Origin of the sequence: Phocaeicola coprocola, assembly GCF_041333015.1 — a bacterium.
Lineage (GTDB): Bacteria > Bacteroidota > Bacteroidia > Bacteroidales > Bacteroidaceae > Phocaeicola > Phocaeicola coprocola.
Window position 1 is genome coordinate 1,084,824 of the sequence record NZ_JBGKGM010000004.1, and the last position, 24,565, is coordinate 1,109,388.

General features: G+C 38.9%; 19 protein-coding genes and 2 pseudogenes. 8 read left to right on the plus strand and 13 right to left on the minus strand.

The genetic code is table 11. The features are described from left to right. Positions 1 to 111 precede the first annotated feature (111 nt). The 4 genes from ACDG22_RS15310 (at position 112) to ACDG22_RS15325 (ending at position 3,293) form a co-directional block, all read left to right on the plus strand. Positions 112 to 813: an iron-sulfur cluster assembly scaffold protein gene (locus ACDG22_RS15310; protein ID WP_007568721.1), complete on the plus strand. Its 702-nt coding sequence runs from the start codon at positions 112 to 114 to the stop codon at positions 811 to 813. 19 nt (positions 814 to 832) lie between these two features. Further along, a complete protein-coding gene (locus tag ACDG22_RS15315) occupies positions 833 to 1,843 on the plus strand; it encodes a GGGtGRT protein (RefSeq protein WP_022125481.1) in 1,011 nt (336 codons plus the stop codon). Positions 1,844 to 2,428: 585 nt separating this feature from the next. Continuing rightward, complete coding sequence (gene queD, locus ACDG22_RS15320) at positions 2,429 to 2,761, plus strand: 6-carboxytetrahydropterin synthase QueD (protein WP_007568716.1); 333 nt, start codon at positions 2,429 to 2,431, stop codon at positions 2,759 to 2,761. Beyond that, a complete protein-coding gene (locus ACDG22_RS15325) occupies positions 2,748 to 3,293 on the plus strand; it encodes a 7-carboxy-7-deazaguanine synthase QueE (protein ID WP_270230884.1) in 546 nt (181 codons plus the stop codon). The genes queD and ACDG22_RS15325 overlap by 14 nt, the downstream gene beginning before the upstream one ends. Positions 3,294 to 3,508: 215 nt before the next feature. Here ACDG22_RS15325 and tnpC read toward each other — a convergent pair whose 3' ends face one another. The 9 genes from tnpC to ACDG22_RS15370 all read right to left on the minus strand — a co-directional run bounded on the left by tnpC (position 3,509) and on the right by ACDG22_RS15370 (position 13,774). Then, positions 3,509 to 5,290 (minus strand): IS66 family transposase, encoded by a 1,782-nt coding sequence (tnpC, locus tag ACDG22_RS15330; protein ID WP_227994627.1) that lies wholly within the window; start codon positions 5,288 to 5,290, stop codon positions 3,509 to 3,511. An 86-nt stretch (positions 5,291 to 5,376) separates the two neighbouring features. Beyond that, positions 5,377 to 5,721, minus strand: coding sequence for an IS66 family insertion sequence element accessory protein TnpB (tnpB, locus tag ACDG22_RS15335; protein ID WP_370858786.1), 345 nt, complete (start codon positions 5,719 to 5,721; stop codon positions 5,377 to 5,379). A gap of 1 nt (position 5,722) precedes the next feature. Continuing rightward, positions 5,723 to 6,091 (minus strand): hypothetical protein, encoded by a 369-nt coding sequence (locus tag ACDG22_RS15340; protein WP_227994625.1) that lies wholly within the window; start codon positions 6,089 to 6,091, stop codon positions 5,723 to 5,725. Between the two features lie 117 nt (positions 6,092 to 6,208). After that, the gene (locus tag ACDG22_RS15345) at positions 6,209 to 7,012 is read right to left on the minus strand and encodes a M48 family metallopeptidase (protein WP_270231013.1); all 804 of its coding nucleotides are present in this window, start codon (positions 7,010 to 7,012) and stop codon (positions 6,209 to 6,211) included. A gap of 19 nt (positions 7,013 to 7,031) precedes the next feature. Then, positions 7,032 to 7,469: a DUF3592 domain-containing protein gene (locus tag ACDG22_RS15350; protein ID WP_270231012.1), complete on the minus strand. Its 438-nt coding sequence runs from the start codon at positions 7,467 to 7,469 to the stop codon at positions 7,032 to 7,034. A gap of 140 nt (positions 7,470 to 7,609) precedes the next feature. Further along, entirely contained in the window at positions 7,610 to 9,010 is a 1,401-nt protein-coding gene (locus ACDG22_RS15355) for a carboxylesterase/lipase family protein (RefSeq protein ID WP_270231011.1), read from the minus strand. Further along, positions 9,007 to 11,349, minus strand: a complete 2,343-nt coding sequence (locus ACDG22_RS15360; RefSeq protein WP_270231015.1) for a glycoside hydrolase family 3 C-terminal domain-containing protein — start codon at positions 11,347 to 11,349, stop codon at positions 9,007 to 9,009. The genes ACDG22_RS15355 and ACDG22_RS15360 overlap by 4 nt, the downstream gene beginning before the upstream one ends. A gap of 330 nt (positions 11,350 to 11,679) precedes the next feature. Then, positions 11,680 to 12,576 carry an SMP-30/gluconolactonase/LRE family protein gene (locus ACDG22_RS15365; RefSeq protein ID WP_270231010.1) on the minus strand — a complete coding sequence of 299 codons (897 nt, stop codon included), beginning with the start codon at positions 12,574 to 12,576 and terminating at the stop codon, positions 11,680 to 11,682. Beyond that, positions 12,512 to 13,774 (minus strand): MFS transporter, encoded by a 1,263-nt coding sequence (locus ACDG22_RS15370; RefSeq protein ID WP_177593051.1) that lies wholly within the window; start codon positions 13,772 to 13,774, stop codon positions 12,512 to 12,514. The genes ACDG22_RS15365 and ACDG22_RS15370 overlap by 65 nt, the downstream gene beginning before the upstream one ends. A gap of 540 nt (positions 13,775 to 14,314) precedes the next feature. Between ACDG22_RS15370 and ACDG22_RS15375 the strand changes: the two genes are divergently transcribed. The 4 genes and pseudogenes from ACDG22_RS15375 to ACDG22_RS15395 all read left to right on the plus strand — a co-directional run bounded on the left by ACDG22_RS15375 (position 14,315) and on the right by ACDG22_RS15395 (position 19,147). Further along, on the plus strand, positions 14,315 to 15,445 hold the full coding sequence (locus tag ACDG22_RS15375) for an ISAs1 family transposase (protein ID WP_007565353.1): 1,131 nt from the start codon (positions 14,315 to 14,317) through the stop codon (positions 15,443 to 15,445). Positions 15,446 to 15,556: 111 nt separating this feature from the next. Further along, a pseudogene (locus tag ACDG22_RS15380) lies at positions 15,557 to 16,499 on the plus strand (IS982 family transposase). A 294-nt stretch (positions 16,500 to 16,793) separates the two neighbouring features. Then, a pseudogene (locus ACDG22_RS15390) lies at positions 16,794 to 17,794 on the plus strand (IS110 family transposase). 24 nt (positions 17,795 to 17,818) lie between these two features. Beyond that, positions 17,819 to 19,147, plus strand: coding sequence for a sigma-54-dependent transcriptional regulator (locus ACDG22_RS15395; RefSeq protein WP_007568696.1), 1,329 nt, complete (start codon positions 17,819 to 17,821; stop codon positions 19,145 to 19,147). A 232-nt stretch (positions 19,148 to 19,379) separates the two neighbouring features. Here ACDG22_RS15395 and ACDG22_RS15400 read toward each other — a convergent pair whose 3' ends face one another. The 4 genes from ACDG22_RS15400 to ACDG22_RS15415 form a co-directional block, all read right to left on the minus strand. Then, a complete protein-coding gene (locus ACDG22_RS15400) occupies positions 19,380 to 20,834 on the minus strand; it encodes a HAMP domain-containing sensor histidine kinase (RefSeq protein ID WP_270230771.1) in 1,455 nt (484 codons plus the stop codon). 10 nt (positions 20,835 to 20,844) lie between these two features. Continuing rightward, the gene (locus ACDG22_RS15405; RefSeq protein ID WP_007568692.1) at positions 20,845 to 21,972 is read right to left on the minus strand and encodes a hypothetical protein; all 1,128 of its coding nucleotides are present in this window, start codon (positions 21,970 to 21,972) and stop codon (positions 20,845 to 20,847) included. 67 nt (positions 21,973 to 22,039) lie between these two features. Beyond that, entirely contained in the window at positions 22,040 to 23,545 is a 1,506-nt protein-coding gene (locus ACDG22_RS15410; RefSeq protein WP_270230772.1) for a TrkH family potassium uptake protein, read from the minus strand. A gap of 209 nt (positions 23,546 to 23,754) precedes the next feature. Continuing rightward, the gene (locus ACDG22_RS15415; protein WP_270230773.1) at positions 23,755 to 24,474 is read right to left on the minus strand and encodes a TorF family putative porin; all 720 of its coding nucleotides are present in this window, start codon (positions 24,472 to 24,474) and stop codon (positions 23,755 to 23,757) included. Positions 24,475 to 24,565 lie beyond the last annotated feature (91 nt).

Below are 24,565 nucleotides of genomic sequence, written 5' to 3' on the forward strand. Positions count from 1 at the left end.
GATTGCATAACTAAATAAAACGACTAACTTTGCGTACGAATTAAAGAAGAAATTCCGTAATAAGAAGTTTACGAAATACTTATTTTTTATTACTCATAAAACGTAAAGAATATGACTTATTCACACGAAGTTGAACACATGTGTGTTGTAAAAAAAGGACCTAATCATGGTCCAGCTCCAATTCCTGAAGAAGGAAAATGGGTTAAATCAAAAGAAATCAAAGACATTTCAGGTTTGACTCACGGTATCGGTTGGTGTGCTCCTCAGCAGGGTGCTTGTAAACTGACTTTGAACGTTAAAGAAGGTGTTATCCAGGAAGCATTGGTTGAAACAATCGGTTGCTCAGGTATGACTCACTCAGCTGCTATGGCATCTGAAATCCTTCCGGGAAAAACAGTTTTGGAAGCATTGAATACCGACTTGGTTTGCGACGCTATCAACACAGCTATGCGTGAATTGTTCTTGCAAATCGTTTACGGACGTACTCAGTCTGCTTTCTCTGAAGGTGGTTTGATGATCGGAGCCGGCTTGGAAGACTTGGGTAAAGGTCTGCGTAGCCAGGTAGGTACTTTGTATGGAACTTTGGCTAAAGGTCCTCGTTACCTTGAAATGGCTGAAGGCTATATCAAGACTATCGCTTTGGACGAAAACGATGAAATCTGCGGATACGAGTTCGTTCATCTGGGCAAATTCATGGATGAGATCAAAAAAGGTACAGACGCTAACGAAGCTCTGAAGAAAGTAACAGGTACTTACGGACGCTTCACAGCAGAACAAGGCGCAGTTAAACATATTGACCCACGTCAGGAATAATATAAGGAGGAAAAGACATATGATTAGAGAAGTAAAATTTGAAAGCCAGGACCGTCGTATCAAACAGATTCTTGCTGCTTTGAACGAAAACGGTATCAAAGACATCGAAGAAGCTAACGCTATCTGCGAACAATATGGTCTTGATCCTTATAAGACTTGTGAAGAAACTCAGCCTATCTGCTTCGAAAATGCAAAATGGGCATACGTAGTAGGTTGTGCTATCGCATTGAAGAAAGGTTGCAAAAACGCTGCTGAAGCTGCTGAAGCTATCGGTATCGGTTTGCAGTCATTCTGTATCCCAGGTTCTGTAGCTGATGACCGTAAAGTAGGTCTTGGTCACGGTAACTTGGCTGCTATGCTGTTGCGCGAAGAAACTAAATGTTTCGCATTCTTGGCTGGTCACGAATCATTCGCTGCTGCTGAAGGTGCTATCAAAATCGCTGCAAAAGCAGACAAAGTACGTAAAGAACCTTTGCGTTGTATCTTGAATGGTTTGGGTAAAGACGCTGCTCAGATCATCTCTCGTATCAACGGATTTACATACGTTCAGACTCAGTTTGACTACTACACAGGCGAACTGAAAGTTGTTCGTGAAATCGCTTACTCAAACGGTCCTCGTGCAAAAGTAAAATGCTACGGAGCTGACGATGTTCGCGAAGGTGTAGCTATCATGTGGAAAGAAGGTGTAGATGTATCAATCACTGGTAACTCTACTAACCCGACTCGTTTCCAACACCCAGTTGCAGGTACTTACAAGAAAGAACGTGTTCTTGCAGGTAAACCATACTTCTCAGTAGCTTCTGGTGGTGGTACAGGTCGTACACTTCACCCAGATAATATGGCTGCTGGTCCTGCTTCTTACGGTATGACCGATACTATGGGTCGTATGCACTCAGATGCTCAGTTCGCTGGTTCTTCATCAGTTCCTGCTCACGTGGAAATGATGGGATTCCTCGGTATCGGTAACAACCCGATGGTAGGATGTACAGTGGCTTGTGCGGTTGACGTGGCTACTGCTTTGAATAAGTAATCTATACTTAATCAAGATAATAAATCCCTGTAACTCCATGAGTTATGGGGATTTTTATTTTATATATACCCCATAAATAAAAGATAATTTCCTATTACTTTTTGCTTGCTTTTTCTTCTTGTAAATAGTTGTAGGTAGATACTGAATTAAAGCTGAATATCACTTTATTTGAGTTTATTTTTCTAAGATTAAGAAGTGCTGATTATCCTTGAAAATGGGCTAAAAAGAGGATATTTTGTGACTAATTTGCGACCATTTTCCCATTTTTTCAAAAGTGGTCGCAAAATTCGATTCATCTATCTAATACACAGAAAGATATATCATATTTAAAAGGACTTCCCAATGTCTAATTTAAAATGATTAAACAATGATAAGAAGTTCATTTGCCATTCTCTTTTTCATAAGAAAAAGTAAAGCAAACCCAAAAAGGTTTCTCACCTATTGAGATTTCTATCTCTATAAAATCACAAATGTAGCAATCGGTTATGATAAAAAATCCTTAAAAATTTGCTATCTTTGTACTATAACTGCCGAGGTGACATTAAGCAGAAGCAAATTTGTATTAATCAAACTAATGTATTTACTATGTACACAGTAATCAAAAGGATGGAAATTTCAGCCTCACACTCGCTAAAACTATCTTATCCGAGCAAATGCGAGAAGCTTCACGGTCACAACTGGATTATAACCGTATATTGCCGTTCGAAAGAACTTGATGAAAACGGTATGGTTGTAGATTTTACTCACATCAAACAGGCAGTAGAAAAACAATTAGATCATAACAATCTGAATGATATATTGCCTTTCAATCCTACAGCAGAAAATATTGCCTGCTGGATATGCAACCAAGTTCCCCATTGTTTCAAAGTAGAGGTAAAAGAATCGGAAGGTAATACAGCTATTTATGAGAAAGATTAACGAAATTTTCTACAGCTTGCAAGGAGAAGGATTTCATACAGGAACTCCTGCTGTTTTTGTTCGATTCTCGGGATGTAACCTGAAATGCAGCTTCTGCGATACACAACATGAAGAATTCCGAATGATGACAGACGATGAAATCATAGCGGAAGTATGTACCTACCCATGCCAGATGGTAATTCTTACAGGCGGAGAACCTGGGCTATCAATTGACAGTCAACTGACAAAAGCATTACATGCAGCGGGGAAATATATCGCAATAGAAACTAATGGTACTTGTGTTTTACCGGAAGATATCGATTGGGTTACTTGTTCACCCAAGGAAGGAACAACACTAAAATTACATCACATAGACGAATTGAAAGTGGTATATGTAGGCCAAGATGTATCTCCCTACCTTAAGCTACCCGCAAAGCATCACTTTCTGCAACCATGTTCCGGACAAAATACCAATGATGTAATAGCCTACATCAAGGAACATCCACAGTGGAGGCTTAGCCTTCAGACACACAAGTTAATTGATATACCATAATATAGGACTTTTGTATTTTACTGCATTTGAATTTAGATATTTTCCCTGTTTAAACAAGCAAACTTCATTATCTGAAGAAATAAAAAGCCAACTAATTCATAGCACTTTACATATGAATTAGTTGGCTAGTAACCATTCTATTTTCCGCCACGACAATTTTATCGGCTGTTTTTCAGCCGATAAAATAAAAATGTCCGCAAGAAAATAGTTTAGTTTTAACATTCCGATTTATAAAAACATGGCAGAAGGACCTTCTTGTCGCAGTCCTTACCATGAAGAATACATTCAAACAAGTGCTTCAGGTAATCCTGAGGGGCTATATCATTAAGCTTGCAGCTTTCTATCAGAGAAAAGATGAATGCCGAGTTTCCTGCTGCATCCTCACTGCCTATGTTCATACAGTTCTTGAGCAGCAGCTTTACAGGTTTCATCCTTTGCTCACAGAGGTTGTTCGATATTTCCGCAGAACCGTCCTTGAGGATATTTTTCAGGGATTTCCACTGGTTTATCGTATAGTTCACAGCCTTTCTCATCAGTTCGTTTGCCATGAGTTTGGTATCCTGCATCATCATGACCACCTTATGATGGATACGTTCAAGAATAGGTCTCGTAAGCTTAAGTCTTTTTTCCTTAATCTGCTCACCGCTGAGTTTCATTGTGCGGAACAAGTCTTCATTTCTGAACATATCACCGATAGGGTCTATTATATCCATCGCAGTTCTGTCTGATGGCAAGGCATCGACCCACAGCCTCCTGCAGTGTGTCCAGCATCCTATATGAAGCACCTTTGAGTCTTCTCCGTCGAACATCCTGTAAACCGTATATCCGTCTGTAGATACAGATCCCATAAAATGTTCAAGGAAGGTCTTTGCTACATCAGAGGCTCTGCTGCCGTTATTGTAATGATAGTAAACCAACTTGACATGCTTTGCAAAAAAAGCCCATAAATACTTTCTCCTGTAAGCCTTGCCTTCCGGTGTTTCAACTCCGACAAGCTCGGTCGTCTCGTCAACCATAAGGTATTTTGCCTGTTGTACAAACTCCTTGAAGACATCTTCCATAAACTCCCTAAGCCTGGAGATTCCGTTATGGATATAGCCGTTCAGCGTGGTATTGCTTATGTGGATGCCTTCTCTTGCAAGCAGTCTTATCTGTCTGTTCTCAGGCATACTGAAGTCATATTTCAGACAAAGCAGACGGGCAAGCAAATCAGGGGAAAAGATTCCTCCAAGGTTTTTCAAGGGATGCTCCATCGTGTTAGTGAAAGTGCCGTCTGCAAGCTTTACCCTTGCCACCTTGTACACATGCTCCACGTTATGAGCACGCACATGTTCTATAAACCTGTATTCCCACACATCAGCCATTCCGTTACGCTTCATAAGCCTTGCACCATCCGGGAGTTGGTAATAGTCTTCTATTTCATGAACAATTACCTTATCCACCTTCAGCCTGGTCTTTGCTGCACGGGGAGCAGTTTCCTTTTTCCTTGAAGGCCTGCAGTTCTGTGCAGGTACGTTACCGGAAGAGGTATTGCTGCCGGTACCGTTACCATCGGTCTTATTATCATCATCACCTTTCTTGCCAGAACCGTCGTACTCGGACTTCTCCATTGCAGACTTGTCGATGTTACGGTTGTTCAGCAGCCTTCTTTGCTCTGAGGTACGGCCGAAACGGTGTTTCCTGCTGCCCTCAAGCTGAAGCCTGAGATTGGATATCTCATTTGCCAGCATCATGTTCACCTCGTCTTTTGCCTCAAGCTGCTTTCTCATAAGTTCCATCTCTTTCCTGTAATGTTCAACCGTACTCGATTGCTTTTCGAGGGATTCTTTGAGGTCATTGATTGTATCAACCAGAGCCTTGGAGTTCTCTTTGTTTGATTCTTCAATAGCCTTAAGCCTCGCAATCAGTTCGTTTACTTGTTTGCGAAGCCCTGCCTTTTCCTCATTCGCCAGACCCAGCTGGCAGCAAAGTAACTCGTATGCCCTTTCATCAATCATGATATAAAGGTACGAAAAATCAGGCAGTTACGCAAACTCTTTATCGTTTATTTTGTATCATTTTGTTGATAATCAATGTATTAATATTAATCTTTCGGACTGACGTACATCTTGTCAACTACTATACTTTCAGTAAGATAGGTCATGTCCGACCATTGTATCCGGTAGCATTTGGAAACTTCATCAAACACAGGTTTCTTGAACTTTCCCATGACAGGACGTTTCTCGTAAAGCACATAAAATCCGCGTTCATAATGAAGTATCTTAACGACCTTCCGGTTCCTGGACATGAACATATATACATTGGATGCATCGCTCGGGTCAAGTGACATCTCTTCCCTTATACTCTCACACAGGCGGAAGATTCCTTTCCGCAAATCCACATTACCGTTAAACAGGTAATAGTTCAGGTTAGCACTCAGTCCAAGCATATCATCCTATCATTTTATTAAGCAACAGGCTCAAGTCAAGAACTGTGGTGTTTCTCAGGAACAGTGTGGCACCTGATGTCAATTGCAGCTTAACCCATCTTATAGGAGATTCACCTTCAGGTTGTTTCACCTCCAACTTTACGGTTGGACTGTTGCAAGGCTTGCCGGTTATCCGGACTTTGGCAACCTTGGGTTGCTCAACCTGAACTGTCTTGCCTAACTTTTCGCTCCATAGCTGATGACGCTGCCAGTTCATGAACTTGTCGTAATTTACTCCATAATCCGCACAGAACTCACGAAGATCCTTGGTCTCACTGCATAACTGATAGAGGTCATATACCTCCTGGTAGTTTACTTTTTCTTTTGCCATAATCATTGTTGTTTAAGGGTTACGGCGCAAAGGTAGGTTTAGGGAACATGCGTGTCAAGGCGGAAAATAGAATGGTTACAGTTGGCTAATTTTATCTTATTTATAGAATATACCTATCTATTTTATCACTGGTTTTTCAATACCCTCATTAGTAGCACGTTCTTCCATTCGTTTAATTCTTAAATCCAAATCAGGATGAGTAGAAAACAACTGATTCAATTTACTAGACAACTGATCACCGCTTTGCCCTTGCAGTTCTTTTAATTTTTGAAATGAAAGTGCCATGGACCAAGGATTTTTACCAGCCTTTTTCAAAAACTCATATCCATAATCATCGGCTTCACATTCTTGTTTCTGAGAATATCTAGCATTTACTAAAGCTTCCGTTAAACTTCCTAACTGAGAATCAGTCAACTCAGCTAGCTTACCCCCTTGAGAAGCAACACCGTCCTTTAAAGCAGAAGTAAGCAAAGCTGTACGAAAGCCTTTTTTGGAATCACGATGTGCAACATGGCCTATTTCATGACCAATCACGCCCAGCAGCTCTTCATCACTCATTATATCCATCAAAGATGAAAAAACACGTACACTTCCATCTGCACAAGCAAAAGCATTTACATCCTTCACATAATATACTTTAAAATTCAATGGAATACCATCTGCATCACCTAACCCTTCTGTCAACTTTTTCAAACGAAGCGTATATGCATTATCATCTGCGCAAACTTGATTATGAGCATCCATCCATGTAATATATTCCTTTACATACTCACTCATCTGTTCATCTGTCAGAGTTACTGCCTGAGCCATCTTTACAGCCCCACTAATCGCTTTTTTAAGGTCAAACTGAGCCATTGCATGAGATGAGAAGGCAAAACATACCAGCAAAACAACTAATTTTAAAAACTTCTTGTTCTTCATATATAAATTATAAAAATGGTTATCCTTCGCTTTTATCAGCTGTTTTAGATGTTTTCCAGAAAACAACACTTCCACACATACATATGAAGCCCGACGCAACTAAAAGTCCCCAAAGCATACATTCTGATTCCGGTAAACGAATTTCATGCGGACGATGAGGATGATACCAAACAGAGACCTTGTCTCCTACACTCCTCAATGGCCAATAGCTGATTCTAGTAGCAAATAAATCACCATATTTATCTGTAGAATATGCTATTTGCATCTCTTTCTTATACCTTATTTTTCGATACCGATAAATCTTTTTGGTTTGCAATGTTCGAATAGTTCCAGTAGTATGTTCATACCGATGAGATATAGCATACAAAGAATAGAATCCCCAAACACCACCACCCAATAAGACAACTCCTGATATAAGCAACAACAATGCAATGATCTGGCTACGTATTGTATTCATGGATAAAGTCTGATTTATACAAAGATATAAAATTATTAACATAACTTCACTCCAAAGGGAAGGTTTGTTTAATTTTCCTTATCTAGAATAGACAACAGACTTTACCATATTCAGTATTTCCAATGATATATAACCTTAATTTACTTCACATCTAACTCTTGTATATGTTTATCCACCTTAGTACAAGGTTTCCATTCAGGCAAGCCTACTCCATTGGGATTACCTGTTTTAGCAAAATTAGTCCAATAAGAAACCATACGTTCACTCAGTTCATAATCAGCTTTTTCCATTGGGCGCCAACATTTATCAAGTGTCCCAAACATATACCATAGCTCACTAGAATGAAATGCACCTTTCATATCACCAAAACCACCTTTGGGAGCAGACATATCTTCGCCAGGTAAATCGCGGCTAAAGCAATATACATAGACCGGACACCGCCCCTGACGCTCAAGCAACAAACTCCAGTTTACAGCAGCCTGCTTCATTTGATCTGGTGCAATGTCTTCCGACGTATATCCAATCATATAAGGAATATCCAGTTCCTTATTCTGCAATGCCACATCATATACAGACGATTCTAAGAGCTCCCCATCCACACAAGGAGAATAAGGCATACCATTAAAAGTTTTCTGCACTTTCATGTAGTTCATCATCACTTCCTGAAAATGCTCTACCGGACAAGTACGCATTTGCTCCAATGTATCATATCCCGACGCATCCCACATGGCTTTCCCCATCGTTTCAGCTTCCTGCAACGACTTCGTAGAAATAATACCTCCCAATCCTCCACCACTCTGTATAATGGCACGCTGTACATAGCCTTTCGCAAGCGGTGAAGATATCAAAGCTTGTACACTACCCGCTCCTGCACTCTGTCCGAAAACCGTAACATTATTCGGATCCCCTCCAAAAACTTCGATATTACGTTTTATCCATTTCAATGCAGCAAGCTGATCGAACAATCCATAATTTCCAGAACCCTTTCCTGAGTTTTCTGCTGTCAGCAACGGATGAGACAGGAAACCACACATCCCCAAGCGATAGTTTAAAGTAACCAATATAATGCCTTTCTTTGCATATGCATCACCATCAAATTCGATTTCATGTCCGAAACCATTCTGAAAGGCACCTCCATGAATCCAGACCATAACCGGCAAATGAGCATTTTTCTTTCCCGATGCCGGTGTCCATATGTTTAAATACAGACAGTCTTCACTCATTTCAGGATTACCATCCTGATAAAACTCTTTCCAATAAAAAGAACCCTCAATTTGTCCACCTTGAAAAGATGCATCTCCAAACTGTTTACACACCTTCACTCCCTGCCACGGCCGTACCGGTTGCGGATGCTTCCAACGTAACTCTCCCACAGGAGGAGCTGCATAAGGAATGCCCTTGTAGACAACTATACCCTCTTGATCTATTACGCCTTCGATCTGTCCACCTTCTACGTCAACAACAAGATTTTGGGCACATGAAGCCATCGACGCTCCCCAAAGGGAAACGCAGATGGCTATATGTAACAAACCTCTTTTCATCGTTTTACCATATCATGTTGAGCTATCTTGTATGGAGGTATCATGGCATTATGAACTTTTACTTTCTGAGCCTTTGACACTTTCTGAGTTACCGTACAGCGTACATCAGCCGATGAAGCTCCTACCATCCATTGATATGTTCCTTTAGGTAATTCCCATGAACTGCTCTTTTCATTAAGCGAAGCCATATCCATCAACTTCCACGACAAGGTTACAACCTCCGATTCACCCGGCTGTAACAGTTTTGTTTTGGCAAAAGCCTTCAATTCTTTAGCAGGCTTCTCAAGTCCACCCGCCGGAGCTTTAACATATACCTGTACAGATTCCTTTCCAGCACAATTACCCGTATTCTTCACTGCAACCTTCATTTCACAATTATCACCATTAATATCAGATGACACAATTTCAAAACTAAACGTTGTATATGACAAACCGTGACCAAAAGGATAAGATACTTCCTTATCAAAAGTTTCAAAATAACGATAGCCTACATAAATACCTTCCTCATAATCCGTAAAGTCAACATTACGAACAGCTTCTTTGGGCTTTTCTTCCTTTTCTTTTGATTCGAAGTTCATACCACTTCCCATTGCAAACGAAGGCATTTTAAATTCATAATCATAAGGGAAATTAGAATCAGACGGTGCATCCCCATATTTTATAGCAAAAGTCATCGGCAAATGTCCTGAAGGATTTACCTTACCTGTCAATACATCTGCAACACAGTTACCAACCTCCTGACCTGGCTGGAAAGCACAAATTACAGCATCAACCATATTCTTCCAGGAAGCTGTTTCTACCGGACTACAAATATTCAGAATAACAATAACTTTCTTTCCGGCTGCACGATAAGCTTCTGCAACCTGTTTAATAAGAGCTGATTCATTTTCTTTTAGATAGAACTCTTCCACACGTCTGTCGGAAGCTTCACCGCTAGTCCGTCCTAAAGTAATAATAGCGACATCGTTATTCTTAACTTGTGCTGATAATTCGTCACTCGTCGGAACAAACTCTTCTGCACGTTTGAGAGGAGTCAGTGAGAAAGGAGGTTTTCCATTAGGATAAAGACGTTTTTGCTCATCAAACAAATGTTTTTTGTATTTCTTTATTAGATCAGCATCTACAGTGTATCCTGCATTACGCATTCCCTCAACCAAAGAAACACAATAGTAGCCAACACCTGTACTACCGAATCCCATACCAGCAGGAACCATATCATAAGATGTTGTTCCATAAAGAGCAATAGTCTTTACATTGGCTGTCAAAGGCAGTGCACTCCGGTTATCCAACAAGACAATACCTTCAGCACCTATCGTGCGGTCAATGATTGCATGGGCTTTCAAATCTGTTTCGTTAGCATATTTATAGTTTTCAAAAGTATGACACTTTACTACTAATTCTAATATGCGCTTTACATTACGGTTTAAAATAGCTTCATCCAGGGTACCGTTTTGCACAGCTTCCAAAATAGCCTTATATTGGCGTTCTTGTCCAGGCTGTAACATATCATTTCCAGCCTTCATGGAAGTAACGGCATCCGTCCCTGCATTCCAGTCGGACATTACCACTCCCTTGAATCCCCATTCATCACGCAGAATATTCTCAGTCAGATCAATATCTTCACACGTATATTTGCCATTGACTTTATTATAAGATGTCATAATACTCCATGGCTGAGATTCCTTAACAGCTATTTCAAACCCTTTCAGATAAAGTTCACGCAACGGACGTTGTGCAACTCGTGAATCATTATTATTACGATTTGTTTCCTGATTATTTACGGCAAAATGTTTTAAACAAGTACCTACTCCCTGGCTTTGTACACCTTTTATATATCCGGCAGCCATTTTTCCTGTTACAACCGGATCTTCTGAATAATATTCATGGTTACGTCCGCATAAAGCATTACGCATCAAATTGGCTCCCGGAGCTAATAATACATCCATACCATAATCTTTAACTTCCTCTCCCAGCGCAGCTCCTACCTGATACGCTGCATTCGGATCGAAAGTCGCAGCTACAGTAGTACCTGAAGGAAACTCTGTTGCATAATAGAACCGACTGTCAAAATCCCGTTTCACACTCATAGCCAACCGGTGTGGTCCGTCTGCCAAGTATACCGATGGAATACCTAAACGGGGAATATCATATGTCCGTCCGGCTGTTCCGGGAAACTTGGCGCCATCTCCCATTGACATACCACAACCAATCACCATGTGTACTTTTTCCTCTAAAGTCATCTCACCGATAACTTCATCAATGTTATTGGCATTTAGTTTTACTTGTGCCTGAACTGTAGGAGTTACCATACATAAGGCAGCAACTCCAATGCCTACCATTCGAATAATGTTTCTCATTTCTGTAACAGATTTAATATTAATTTTACACAACCTAAAGGTAGAATAAACCATTGGTAAATATTATTCTGTTTGTATAAAAGACTGATATATACGTTCAATCAGATTGTTCTATTTGTTCAAATATTGGTCTGTATATTCAAATTAAGTGATTATAATAAGCTAATCAGACTTTTTCGTACCCTTTCACATAAAAATTACCCTCTCATTCCATCTTGTTCAAAGAATAGAATGAAAGGATAATTTTCCTATTTACTGACTCCGTAAGCCGGTTATTGGCCAGTATTGAAACAACACTTATCAGTAAGATTTTTATTCAGAAATTATAACGACACGACTGGCTGGCAAGTCAGGAATATAAATTTTCCCGTCTGAAACTGTGATATCAGCCGGACCGGATAAGCTTTCCTCCAATGACAATCCAACGGGTAATAAATCACCATTTCGAAGATTTATACGACAAATAATCCCAGCAGGAGTCCAGTTTGTAACATAAAGCGAAGCACCATCAGAAGCAAAAGCGATTCCATCATATTGTCCTGGAACAGTAACTAACTTTTCTGGTTGGGGATTATTAGTCAAATCACTTATACGATAGACAACATGCTTCTCACTTGTATTTCCATCAGCCGGATAAGAGAGCACATACATCGTACCATCACCTATTAATAAACCGTTAGGGTCTGGAATAGTTATCCATTTCTGAGGTTCTCCCGGATTAGCAGGATCCGTAATATTTATCTTAAAAATCTTATCCGTATTTGTCACTGAAACATACAGGTCACTGCCATTTGCTGCCAAGTCATTTACAAACAAATTGCCTTCCGGCAAATTAATTGTTTTAGGTGTTTTGCTAACTTGAGCCAGATCGCAAACAACTATTTTATTGACATCACAAATATATAGTTGATTATCGCGCATGAACATTCCCTTCGGAGCATTCAGGTTACCATCAGCAGGAACCAGCGTATCCATTTTACCATTTTTATAATAAAGGATGTATCCCTTTCCTTCTGCATTTAACGGATTCAATTGTTCTGTTCCAAAGTTAGCTATCAAAATACCTCCGTTATACGGATAAGTACTTTCACAGTAACGGATGTTTTCATTAACTATTTCAACTTGCTTTTCATTACCAGCCAGACTAGCTACAGGAATGGACATCATCACTGCCATACCGATGATGGCTGTAAACTTTGCTTTTTTCATAAAATCTATATTTAAAAATGAATAATGACGCAATAATAAGTGCTCCCAAAAGCAATAGCAAAAGGATTTCCACCAATGAAAACCATCCGTTACTTACAAATACAATTCCTGTCAGCGAACCAATAAGACTTGAACCGAGGTAATAAAACAACCAATAAATACAAGTTGCACTGCTTTTTATATTTTGTGCATGTATAGAAACAATCCGACTTGCCAGTGTATGAGTTCCGAAAAAAGAAAAAGTCAATATACCTAGTCCTAAAACTATAATCCAAAGTTTCATTACCAATAAGCATGACATTCCAATTCCCATCAGCAACAATGTACCTTGTAGAAGTATCTCCGGTGCAAATTTATCAGATAAACTTCCTGCCACAACCGAACCTATGATACCTGCTATATACATCATGAAAATCATTGCAACCAAATGGTGCGGTAAGGCAAATAAAGGTGATTCTAACAGAAAAGACAGATAATTATATACACTTACAAATATTCCCATTGAGAGAGCTGCAATCATATACATACTGATAAAGGTAGGTTGGGTAAGCAATGAACGCATTTGAGTAATCTTTTCCCTGAGCGTAAAAGGTGTAGCAGAAAAATTCTTGCCTGCCGGTATCATCTTACAAAAAAATCCACCTACAATCAGACTCCCTATTCCAATGAATAAAGCAGCCAGTTGCCATCCACCGTAACCAGCTACCAGGGTAGCAACTACCCGTCCCAACATTCCTCCCAATGTATTTCCACTTAAATAAAGGCTGATGGCCAACCCGATTTTCGAAGTATCTACCTCTTCCGAGAGATAAGCCAATGCTACCCCAGAGACACCGGCCAATGCAATCCCTTTAATTAAGCTTAATACCAGCAGAACGAAGTAATTGCCAACAAAAGCCGATACTATAGTTATAACAGATGATAATATAAGCGAAATGCCCATAAGCTTTTCGCGCGATATACTATCAGCCTTAAATGCCCAATACAACAATCCTACAGCTATACCAACCGTCGTTATAGAGACTGTAAGACTACTTGTCGCTGGAGTTATGCTAAAGAAACGACATAAATCAGATAATATAGGTTGAAAGAGATATAACTGAGCAAAAACAGATATCCCCGATAAAAGCATACAATTTCGTATCAAACGAAACCGTACTGTAACCTCATATTTCTGATCTACATTTTCAACAGCCATAAATCACCTTTCATATTAAGATTTATGACGCAAAAATAGATTACCAGCAAGTATAACACTTTATCTGAAAAACTCTTTTTTTCGATAACTGTTATTGGGAAAACCGATTTAAGAAAACACTAGTTAACAAAAAGACAGAAAGCCCTTGACTGTTCCTCCTGGATATATGAACACCTATTGGCGGAATTAAATTATAAAAGATTTATGTTTAAAAAGTTGTGCATATTGTTGATATTTAGTAAATTAAAGGTGGCCAAACTCACGGCTCTTTCATTTAAAACAACCTCTATAATCCTTGTTATTCTCCGAAAAACCATTATTTTTGCGCACAGCGATGCAGGAAGCACCGCTTCCGGTGTTTCTTTTTATCGTTCATATAAAATTATTTTTGTAGGCGGAAATCAAATGCGACAGAGGTCGTTTTTTGATTTCCGCCTTAATTTTCGCTATGCGAAAATAAGATTTATTTTGCTGATATGCAACATTTTGCATATCTAATATATAAAAAAGAAACATGCATTCTGCCGTCGTGGCAGCATAATGAAACATCTGAAAGAATTTGTGAAATCAGTGCCGGATTACCGCAGGACAGACAAGGGAAACTACAAATACAAGCTGGAAGATATTCTTCTCCTTGTAATACTCGGACGGCTGGGCAAGTGTATGACAAGACCGGATATAATCAGATTCGGCGAGCGTAATCTGAAACGCTTCCGCTCTTTAGGAATTTTGTTGGACGGTGTGCCTTCTGAACCTACGCTCTGCCGTATATTCAAACATATTGATGATGAAGCCATGTCTGAGCGGATGTCTGAATTTACCTCCACCTTCCATGATGAGCTTGTCGGTTGTGCCGGAGACATCCTCTGTATTGACGGCAAGGCAATGAGAGGGACGGTACTTGAAAACGGACGCACCCCCGACATCGTATCCGCCTATTCCCTTGAAGGAGGTTTCACCCTTGCCACGGACATGTGTGAAGAAAAAAGCAACGAGATAACTTCCGTACCCAAACTGTTGGACAAGGTGGATGTGTCAGGATGCATAGTTACGGCAGACGCCATGTCCTTCCAGAAAGCCATCATAGATAAAATCCGGGAAAAAGGCGGTGATTTCCTTATCGAGCTGAAGGCAAACCAGAGAACTCTGCGATATGGGGTTGAGGACAATGTCGAACTTGCAGAGCCTGTGGATGTATATTCGGAAGGCCCTTTTCTTGAACATGGCAGAATAGAGACCAGAGTATGCCGTATCTTTCGTGGAAATGACCTGATTACGGACAGGAAAAAGTGGAATGGAAATCTGACGGTTGTCGAAATACGGACTGCAACGGAGAGAAAATCTGATGGTCAGAAATCTTCCGAGAGGAGGTTCTATGTCTCCAGTTTTCACGGAAGTGCCAGGCGGCTGAGTACAATAGCCAGAATGCATTGGGCAATAGAAAGCATGCACTGGGACCTTGACCGCAACCTGAGGCAGGACTTCATCAGGCGGAATAGTGCAAGGTCCGCCAGAAACCTTGACACGATACAGAGGATAGTACTGGCAATACTTTCTATATGGAAAGGTAAAAGGAAAAAGCTCTCCGACAAGGCTAAGGGAACGGCCGAACTTATTAGAGAACTTTCTTTGGACTTTACCGCAATGATACATATGCTGGATCAAAAATGAGATAATTTGTAATTTCAGAGGATTCGTAACGTTTTGGGTATCAATCATAACAAAATCCCTACTTCCCATAAGAAGTGGGTGGGGGAATTATGTGCCTTTATCTAAGCTTAAATGAAAGAGCCGTGGGCCAAACTTTTAATAGACAAATATCGTATGCACAACTTATATGCAATATTCGCAAAATTACTGAACATATGCAAGCAAATTGCCGGCAATTTAGTCAATGAATCTGGGAATGTGCCAAGACGAGGAGTCGTCCCTAAATTCTCAGACCTTGAAGTAGTGGCTTTGAACATGGCATCAGAGGCTGCCCCGTATTGACAGTGAGTCTCTGTTGTTTGCAAAGCTACAGGAATATAGGGTTGAAATACCCAACCTTATTTCCCGCCGACAATACAATGACAGGCGTAAAACAACTTCCTCCCTATGTAATGCAATCCGAGAAAGAATGGTTTCTGAAATGGATGGTGGTGAAGACTGTTTCTGTATTGATTCGAAGCCGATAGAAGTATGTCGTATTGCCCGTTCCAAACGTTGCAGTATGGGAAAGAAGGATTTTAGTAAAGCACCCGGGGTAGGCTACTGCGCATCACAAAGCATGTATTATTATGGGTATAAACTCCATGCAGTCTGTGGGTTAAGTGGTGTCATCCATTCCTTTGACCTCACTAAGGCAAGTGTGCATGACATTCATTACCTGAAGGATGTGAAAGTGGATTATAGTAATTGTACAGTCATAGGGGACAGAGGATATATAAGTGCCCAAGTGCAATTGGATCTGTTTGAAACTGCCAATATCAGATTGGAGGTACCATACAGATGTAATCAAAAAGAATGGAAGCCAACATTCCCAGCTTTTGCCAAAGCGAGAAAAAGAATTGAAACCATATTCTCGCAATTGTGTGACCAGTTTATGATTATAAGGAATTATGCGAAAGATACAGATGGATTGTTTGCCCGGATTATCGGGAAGATTAGCGCACTTACAATCCTCCAATATATTAACTACAAAAATGAAAAGCCTATTGGCAGAGTTAAATATGCGCTATTTTAATTCCGCCAACAGATAAAATAGTATCTTTGTACCTAATAAAGATGTATAAAAATCAATCAACACCTTAGATTTGCATCCGAGGATTACAGATAAAATAGAAAGGATAAATTTGTAAAGCAAAGAAAGAATGCAGGAAGTGAACCGGCAATCAATACGGAAAGAACAAGTTCCATTTTCATAAGCGGACTTCCTGCTTGTTTGAACCCAGACCCGGATAGTAGGTTAACATCCATTGTTAAGGTAGTTAGGTTAAGTTCAAGCCCTTTCTTTCCTAAATCATTAAAAGACAAAAGTATGGAAAATTTTTATTTTATCGGTGTGAACGTGTCGAAAAAGAAGTTAGACTTCTGCGTGATGTTTGAAGGAAAGGTTGTGCATGAAGAAGAAACTGCCAACCATCAAAGTGCAATAATGTCGTTGCTGCATCATTTTGAAGAAGATTACGGAATAGACAACACCCGAATGCCTGTCTGTGCAGAGCACACCGGTCAATATACGTTCCCTTTGGCTTGTGCCTGTAAAACTGTAGAATGCAAGCTTTGGCTTGAAAATGCAGCGGAAATCAAATACTCCTCCGGTGTACAGGGGGGGGTAAGAATGACAAGGTGGATGCCAAGCGTATTGCTATCTATGCCAGCCGATTTCAGGATAAGGTGCGCTATTACGAGCATCCCACAGAGGATATTGAAAGGTTAAAACAACTTGAATCCGAACGTACTCTGTATGTGACGGATTTGACCAAATATAAAGGACAGATGAAAGACCAGAAAGACTATATGCCCAAAGCTCTGTATGAACGCAAGATGAAGCGTTTGCAGGCATTGATGGATGACTTGAAGGAAGCCATACAAGCCATTACGGACGAGATGGATGAAGTGATAGCTTCCTGTCCTGTATTGTTCAGACAGCAAGAATTGCTGATGTCCATAGATGGCGTAGGGCGTGTGGTAGCAACCAACATGATAATCGCCACGGAAGCATTTACCCGTTTTGATGATCCGAGGAAGTTCAATTGTTATGCCGGAGTTGCTCCATTCTCTTATTCTTCCGGAAGTTCCCAACACTCAAAAGCAAGAGTGTCGCATCGGGCAGATAAGGTGATGAAAAGACTTCTCCACTTAGCTGCCGTAGCGGTAACACACCGGGTCGGAGGCGAGCTGAAGAAGTATTACGAAAGAAAAGTCGCCGAAGGCAAGAACAAGATGTCTGTAATCAATGCGTTAAGAGCCAAAATTGTAGCCAGAATGTTTGCGGTCATCAAAAGAAACGAGAAATATAAACCTATTTTATCATAAAAAACTTGCAAAAATCATAGTAGTATGGTACAAATTCTAGTAATAGATGATGAAGAACCTATTCGTAAATTATTAGCGAGGATTATAGAATTAGAAGGTTATAAAATATCCACAGCGAGTTGTTGTAGCAATGCATTGCAACAATTACGCAAGCAACAGTATGACGTGATTCTTTGCGACGTATTCTTACCTGATGGAAATGGAGTCGATTTCATTTTTGAAATCAAAAAATATTCCAGCGATGCCGCCATAATATTATTAACCGCGCATGGAAATATTGAAGATGGTGTACAAGCTATCAAGAATGGAGCGTTTGACTACATCACCAAGGGGGATGATAACCGTAAAATTATCCCTACGATAAATCGTGCAGTCGATGAAACTGAAAAAAAGAAAGGTAAAAAAACGACCTCTATAGCATACTCTTTTGACTCTATTGTTGGAAAATCAAAAGAACTTAAACAGGCTATAACATTGGCACAGAAAGTTTCCAAAACAGATGCAGCTGTATTGCTGACCGGAGAAACAGGAACAGGAAAAGAGGTCTTTGCGCATGCCATTCATCAGACCAGCGAAAGAGCTGCACTGCCAATTGTAGATATAAACTGTTCGGCTTTTAGTAAAGACTTGCTGGAAAGCGAACTATTTGGCTATAAAGCCGGCGCTTTTACAGGTGCCTTAAAGGATAAAAAGGGACTATTTGAAGTAGCTAATCATGGGACCATTTTTTTAGATGAAATAGGAGAAATGGCTTTTGACCTCCAGGCAAGGCTTCTACGTGTTCTGGAAACTGGAGAGTATATAAAAATAGGTGACACTAAACCAACAAAAGTAGATGTCAGAATTATATCAGCCACAAACAGGGACTTAAAGAAAGAAATAGAAAATGGTAATTTCCGTGAAGATTTATATTTCCGATTATCCGTTTTTCAAATAAACTTACCTCCGCTGCGAGAGAGAAAAGACGACATTGAAAGTCTGTCATATATGTTCTTGGAGAAATTTGCCAATAAACTTAAAAAGAGAATTACAGGAATAACCCCAGAAGTGCTTAATATATTAAAAAAAGCAGAGTGGAAAGGAAATGTCAGGGAACTTAGAAATGTTATAGAAAGATGTTCAATCGTATGCGAAGAGCAAATAACATTCGAAGATTTGCCTCTCGACTTACAGAAACGTAAGTCAGATGTTTCACCGATGAAAGATAGTTTTGAACTGGCGGAAATCGAACGAATGCATATTATCAAAGTATTGCAATATACCAATGGGAACAAAACAGAAACCGCGCGTCTTTTAAAAATAGGACTGGCGACTCTTTATCGTAAAATTGAAGCATATAAAATAAGTGTATAAAATAAAATTAACCGTTTATAAGCATTCGTCTGATATGCTTATAAACGGTTTTATAAGAAATCATTGTTGTCCGATAAAACTTTTTAAGTCATCAATAACTTGTTGATATACATAAAATTAGACATCAACTTTAACAAGAAAGCTTATTCATAAAGATAATACTGATAATCAACCTATTTAATATGTTTATCGGACACTGATAATAAGAAATAAGAATTGACAAATCTAATGATTATGCTTTCAATCGTAATGTAAAGCAACTTCCTTTTCCAACTTCACTCTCTACGGTTAAAGTACCACCATGTGCTTCTACAAAATCCTTCGAAATTGATAATCCCAGTCCACTACCTTGAACCTTTGTACCAGGTACTCGGAAATAATGATCAAAAATACTCTGATGATAACGTGGATCTATGCCCTTACCAAAATCACGAACATACATTTCAATATAATTATCATCAGTTTGACGGACACCGATAATTATACGGCCATTTTCAGGAGAATAGCGAATCGCATTCGAAAGCAGATTGGTTAATACCCAAGCTATTTTTTCACTGTCTACAAATAATTTACCGATCTTATTTTCCGGATATTGTACTTCTATTTGTATGTTGAACTTTTCAGCTTGCACCCGATTGGCTTTTAAGGCATATTCTATCAATTCTATTGGTTTTGTTATACGGGGCTTGAGCTGTAACTTTCCAGACTCAACTTGCGTCATATTAAGCAGTTCACCAGTAATATTAAGCAAACGTTCACTGTTGTCCTGAATGCTTTGCGCCAATTCTTTTTGCTCATCATTCAAATCACCTACCCTACTGTCTTCGAGCAATTGCAAACTCATCATAATTGCCGAAATAGGTGTCTTCAGCTCGTGTGATATTGTCGAAATGAAAGTGGTCTTGGCAGAATCCAGCTCCTTAAACTCTGTGATATTTTTAAGCATAATAACGTATCCCTCGTTTATAGAGCCGGAATTATTGTTTCCTGGTTTATTAATTTGCATATATTTCATCTGAAAATAGCTTTCCTTGTTGTCGGCATATATTTTTAAAGGCTCCGTTTTGCCAACTTTGTTTTCTTTTTGTGAATCCATAAGCTCACGTATGAGTCTTCTCAACAAATCATTTCTCAAGGAAATATCCTGAGCCGATTTTTGTAAAACTTCTTCACGCTTTAGATTCAGGACATTCAAGGCCTCATCATTTATAAACAAAATAGTCAGTTCATTATTCAAGCCTATAATAGGTTCTTTTACACTATTAATAATGGCTTCCATATAATTTTTTGCAGCCTTTATTTGCACCAGGGTACTCGAATGGTAATCGGACAATCGCTTTGCCATTCGATTGAAATTCTCAGAAACTTCCTTAAATTCATGACTTTCCAGATTTAGTCTGCAATCATAATTATGATTGGCTATATCTTTTATTCCGTCGATAATCTTTTTGATCGGTTTATTGAAATAAGAAGGAAGAACTGCCAGCATGAAAATACCGATTACAATACAAAAACCTCCAATAGTCGAAATCCAAAGTAATGCACGTTGCAACCCAGGACCTGCAGCAGGACTATTGGGCTCTGTAGCCGTTAAGATTTGCAAGTTTACAATAGAAAGTGAAACCAGAAGCACAATCATAGCAACCAGTGCTCCTATTACCAGTGTCAATTTTGTCTTAATATTCATAACACATTTTTTATTGCGGAAAGATAATCAATTTTATATCCATTTCTGAAAGATTTCTAAGAAAATATCCATAACGATGCATCTTAAAGATCTTACTCCAAGTTAAAGTCGGCTGTCCCATGCAAACTGTTGTAATATGGCGTTCATGACATACATCAATAATAGCCTGTATAATATCGGGTGATGCAACTTGTACCAATTCACCCCCCAGTTCGGTTACTAGTTTAAAATGGTTTAGTAAATGCCTCTGAACAGACAAATTTATCCTGTCCGGACTTTCAGAAGGCGTTTGAACATATAAAGCTATAAAATCGGTATTGTACCGGGATGCGAGCCTTGCGGTACGACGTATGATATGTCTCGGCGTTTTCTCGTTACTGCTTATACATGCAAGGTACAATTCCCTATGAATCGCTTTTTCTTCCGGAATTACTTCTGTTTCAACTTTCTTCTCAACCCTGAATGCAACCTCCTTAAGAGCTAATTCTCGTAATTGAAGAATATTTTCTGTCTTGAAAAAATTACTAAGAGCGGTTTGTATTTTCTCCGTCTTATATATTTTCCCGGCTTTTAAGCGATTGATAAGTTCCTCAGCTGTCAAGTCAATATTGACAACCTCATCCGCTTCCTCTAAAACCTTATCAGGAATACGTTCCTTTACTTCAATTCCGGCTATACCTTTAATATCCTCATTCAGGCTCTCAATATGTTGAATATTAACAGCAGATATAACATTAATGCCAGCCTCTAAAAGATCCATTACGTCTTGCCAGCGCTTCTCATTTCGGCAACCACCTACGTTGGTATGTGCAAGTTCATCAACTATTACCAACTCTGGATGCAACTGAAGAATAGCATCCAAATCCATTTCTTCAAGCTCTTTTCCCTTGTAAAATATCTTCTTACGAGGAATAACAGGCAATCCCTTTAACTGTGCTTCTGTACCGGCACGTCCATGTGTTTCAACATAACCTATTTGTACATCAATTCCATTATCCAACATTTCATGAGCTTCCTGCAACATTTTATATGTTTTACCAACACCGGCAATCATCCCGATATAGATTTTAAAAGCACCTCTTTGTGAGCGTTTTATAAGACTTAAGAAATGACGTACATTTTCTTCTTTAGTTGCCATTTTATTTGTGTAAGATTTAGTATTCAGCACCAAGTTTACAAATTTAAAATGATTTTATTGCTTTGTATTAATAGTCAGTCCAGAAACGCTTATCAAACAAAAGCAACACACCAAAAATTTCCAGTCGCCCAACAAGCATGAGAGCCGAAAGAATCCATTTTGCCGCATCTGGCAGAGCAGCCCATGAAAAGACCGGTCCAAAAGCTCCCAGTCCTGGTCCGACATTACCTATTGCAGATATAACAGTACTAAATGATTCCGTCAAACCAACTCCAAAGCACATCAGCAATGTCCAGCCTATAAATATGCATATTAAGTATGTAACAAAAAATGTATATACTAATGCCGATGTTTGTACTGGAACTTGACCGTTATTAATATGAACTGGCAGAACAGCTCTCGAATGCAACATTTGCCTGAACTGGTTCCTTATATTCTGAAACATGATTAATAAACGTAAATTTTTAACACCACCACTGGTTGAACCGGTACAGCCACCGGATATCATAGCCCAGATAAGAAGCATCCATGTAAATGGTGGCCATAAATTATAATCATCTGTAGCAAATCCACAAGATGTATGGGTAGTAGCTACTTGGAATAAAGCTTTGCGAAATGCTGTCTCAATATCATAATAACCAGTTATAAACAAGGCAAACGCTATTATTACAGTCAGAACTGTTATTGATGTAAGAAACCAGTGTAATTCTCCATCCTTTAATAATTTCTTATATTTCCCATTCAAAGTAAAATAATACAGAGAGAAATTGACTCCGGATAAAATCATAAAAATAGACACTACATATTCTATGTAAGGTGAATTCCAATAAGATATACTATCCTGTTTAGTTGAAAAACCACCTGTTGCCGTAGTAGCAAACGCCTGACACAATGCGTCAAACAAATTCATTCCACCCAACATCAATAATACAACCTCCAATAAAGTTAGTCCGATATAAATAAGCCACAGGCAGCGTGCCATGACCTTAATTTTAGGATGGATTTTATCATGTGTCACTCCTGTAGCCTCAGACAAGAAAAGCTGCTGGCTACTACCACTAAATAATGGAAGCAATGCTATGGTAAAAAGAACTATACCAAGACCTCCGATCCATTGCGTAAAACTGCGCCAAAAAAGTAATCCATGAGGTAATGATTCTATATCATTTAATATTGTAGCTCCTGTTGTTGTGAAACCTGACATGGTTTCGAAGAAAGCATCGGTAACCGAGGGTATATATCCACTTAAATAGAAAGGTAACATACCTAGAAGCGTAAATAATATCCAGGAGATACTTACGATGCAATATCCATCACGTCTGGAAACTATATTACTTTTACGGTTACCAGCAAGTATCATCACTCCACCAATACCTATATTTATTAATATTGCCCAAACAAAACAGATATAGCTACTTTCATGATAAAAAGCTGATATACCAGCGCAGATTGCAAATAGCCCAGCTTCAACCAAAACCAGTATACCTAAAATATAGGAAACTGTTCTAAAATTAATTAGTCCTTCTTTCTTGTTTTTGAATAAAAAAGAATTTGTTCGATAAGTTTCTTCCATATATAACATCTTTTGTAAACTTATAGGCAAATCGTATGCCACATGAATTAAGTGAATTGTAATTCGTTAATTAATAAGATGTTATAAGTATGTACTATGTATAAAGAAACGTCACCCTTCTCATTATGAGATATATAAATTCCCATAATGAGAAGGGTGACATTGATTATTATAATTAGCTATAAAGGGATGTAAACGTCTATATTAATTTAAAACCCCAAACTAAATCCTGTTACAAGATATGTCCTATCATAGATCGGAGCCACAATCGCTTGTACAAATAAAGGAATAGAAAAATTGTCTGTTATTTTTATATCCTTACCTGCTTTTAACGATATGTCAGTAAAAGCAGCTTTATTATGATAATACCCTTTCCAAGGAGTAAAACCTATTGCAGGAGTCAGAGTGATGTCCGCTGGTAATGAGATTTGATATGAAGCATTAATATAGGTAGAACCTTGAAGTTTTCCTTCTTCGTTTTTATCAGCTCCGGCAAACATCGTACTCCATGAAAGAGTCAAAGGAAAAGATTTACCAAAACAATATGTCAAAGTCCCTTCAAAAAAATGCGAATCTTTATAATGACCGTATGGCCGATTCACTCCGGACCACCAATAATCCGATACTGTTACAGAGAAATTATTTGATGAATAACTCAAATTAATATCAAACTCTTTAGAAGGTATTTCAACATTCCATCTACTTAATGTTTGGCTACCCCATACATTAATACTGAAGCCTGCATATCCCAAAGTTAAAGATGGCTGTACTGAAAAACCTGAGTTCTGATCTGCTCCACGCCATATATAATCAGAAACAAAATCAGCCTTACCGTTAACTGTAAATTTATCTTGAGCATAAGTCTTAGTTGGGAGTAATAATATAGCTACACCCATGGCTGCTGCTAATGTTTTTATAATCTTTCTCATAATCTGTTGAAATATATTCTTGTTATATTTTGGAATTACAACATATTCGTTGTTTTTAATAACTCATCTTTTCCCTGCGTATCTGCATCTA

What these genes read in the sequence shown, in the direction of transcription:
- ACDG22_RS15310 (WP_007568721.1), top strand. Translation starts at nt 112, where the DNA reads ATGACTTATTCACACGAAGTTGAACACATGTGTGTTGTAAAAAAAGGA.
- ACDG22_RS15315 (WP_022125481.1), top strand. Translation starts at nt 833, where the DNA reads ATGATTAGAGAAGTAAAATTTGAAAGCCAGGACCGTCGTATCAAACAG.
- queD (WP_007568716.1), top strand. Translation starts at nt 2,429, where the DNA reads ATGTACACAGTAATCAAAAGGATGGAAATTTCAGCCTCACACTCGCTA.
- ACDG22_RS15325 (WP_270230884.1), top strand. Translation starts at nt 2,748, where the DNA reads ATGAGAAAGATTAACGAAATTTTCTACAGCTTGCAAGGAGAAGGATTT.
- tnpC (WP_227994627.1), bottom strand. Translation starts at nt 5,290, where the DNA reads ATGATTGATGAAAGGGCATACGAGTTACTTTGCTGCCAGCTGGGTCTG.
- tnpB (WP_370858786.1), bottom strand. Translation starts at nt 5,721, where the DNA reads ATGCTTGGACTGAGTGCTAACCTGAACTATTACCTGTTTAACGGTAAT.
- ACDG22_RS15340 (WP_227994625.1), bottom strand. Translation starts at nt 6,091, where the DNA reads ATGGCAAAAGAAAAAGTAAACTACCAGGAGGTATATGACCTCTATCAG.
- ACDG22_RS15345 (WP_270231013.1), bottom strand. Translation starts at nt 7,012, where the DNA reads ATGAAGAACAAGAAGTTTTTAAAATTAGTTGTTTTGCTGGTATGTTTT.
- ACDG22_RS15350 (WP_270231012.1), bottom strand. Translation starts at nt 7,469, where the DNA reads ATGAATACAATACGTAGCCAGATCATTGCATTGTTGTTGCTTATATCA.
- ACDG22_RS15355 (WP_270231011.1), bottom strand. Translation starts at nt 9,010, where the DNA reads ATGAAAAGAGGTTTGTTACATATAGCCATCTGCGTTTCCCTTTGGGGA.
- ACDG22_RS15360 (WP_270231015.1), bottom strand. Translation starts at nt 11,349, where the DNA reads ATGGTAGGCATTGGAGTTGCTGCCTTATGTATGGTAACTCCTACAGTT.
- ACDG22_RS15365 (WP_270231010.1), bottom strand. Translation starts at nt 12,576, where the DNA reads ATGAAAAAAGCAAAGTTTACAGCCATCATCGGTATGGCAGTGATGATG.
- ACDG22_RS15370 (WP_177593051.1), bottom strand. Translation starts at nt 13,774, where the DNA reads ATGGCTGTTGAAAATGTAGATCAGAAATATGAGGTTACAGTACGGTTT.
- ACDG22_RS15375 (WP_007565353.1), top strand. Translation starts at nt 14,315, where the DNA reads ATGAAACATCTGAAAGAATTTGTGAAATCAGTGCCGGATTACCGCAGG.
- ACDG22_RS15395 (WP_007568696.1), top strand. Translation starts at nt 17,819, where the DNA reads ATGGTACAAATTCTAGTAATAGATGATGAAGAACCTATTCGTAAATTA.
- ACDG22_RS15400 (WP_270230771.1), bottom strand. Translation starts at nt 20,834, where the DNA reads ATGAATATTAAGACAAAATTGACACTGGTAATAGGAGCACTGGTTGCT.
- ACDG22_RS15405 (WP_007568692.1), bottom strand. Translation starts at nt 21,972, where the DNA reads ATGGCAACTAAAGAAGAAAATGTACGTCATTTCTTAAGTCTTATAAAA.
- ACDG22_RS15410 (WP_270230772.1), bottom strand. Translation starts at nt 23,545, where the DNA reads ATGGAAGAAACTTATCGAACAAATTCTTTTTTATTCAAAAACAAGAAA.
- ACDG22_RS15415 (WP_270230773.1), bottom strand. Translation starts at nt 24,474, where the DNA reads ATGAGAAAGATTATAAAAACATTAGCAGCAGCCATGGGTGTAGCTATA.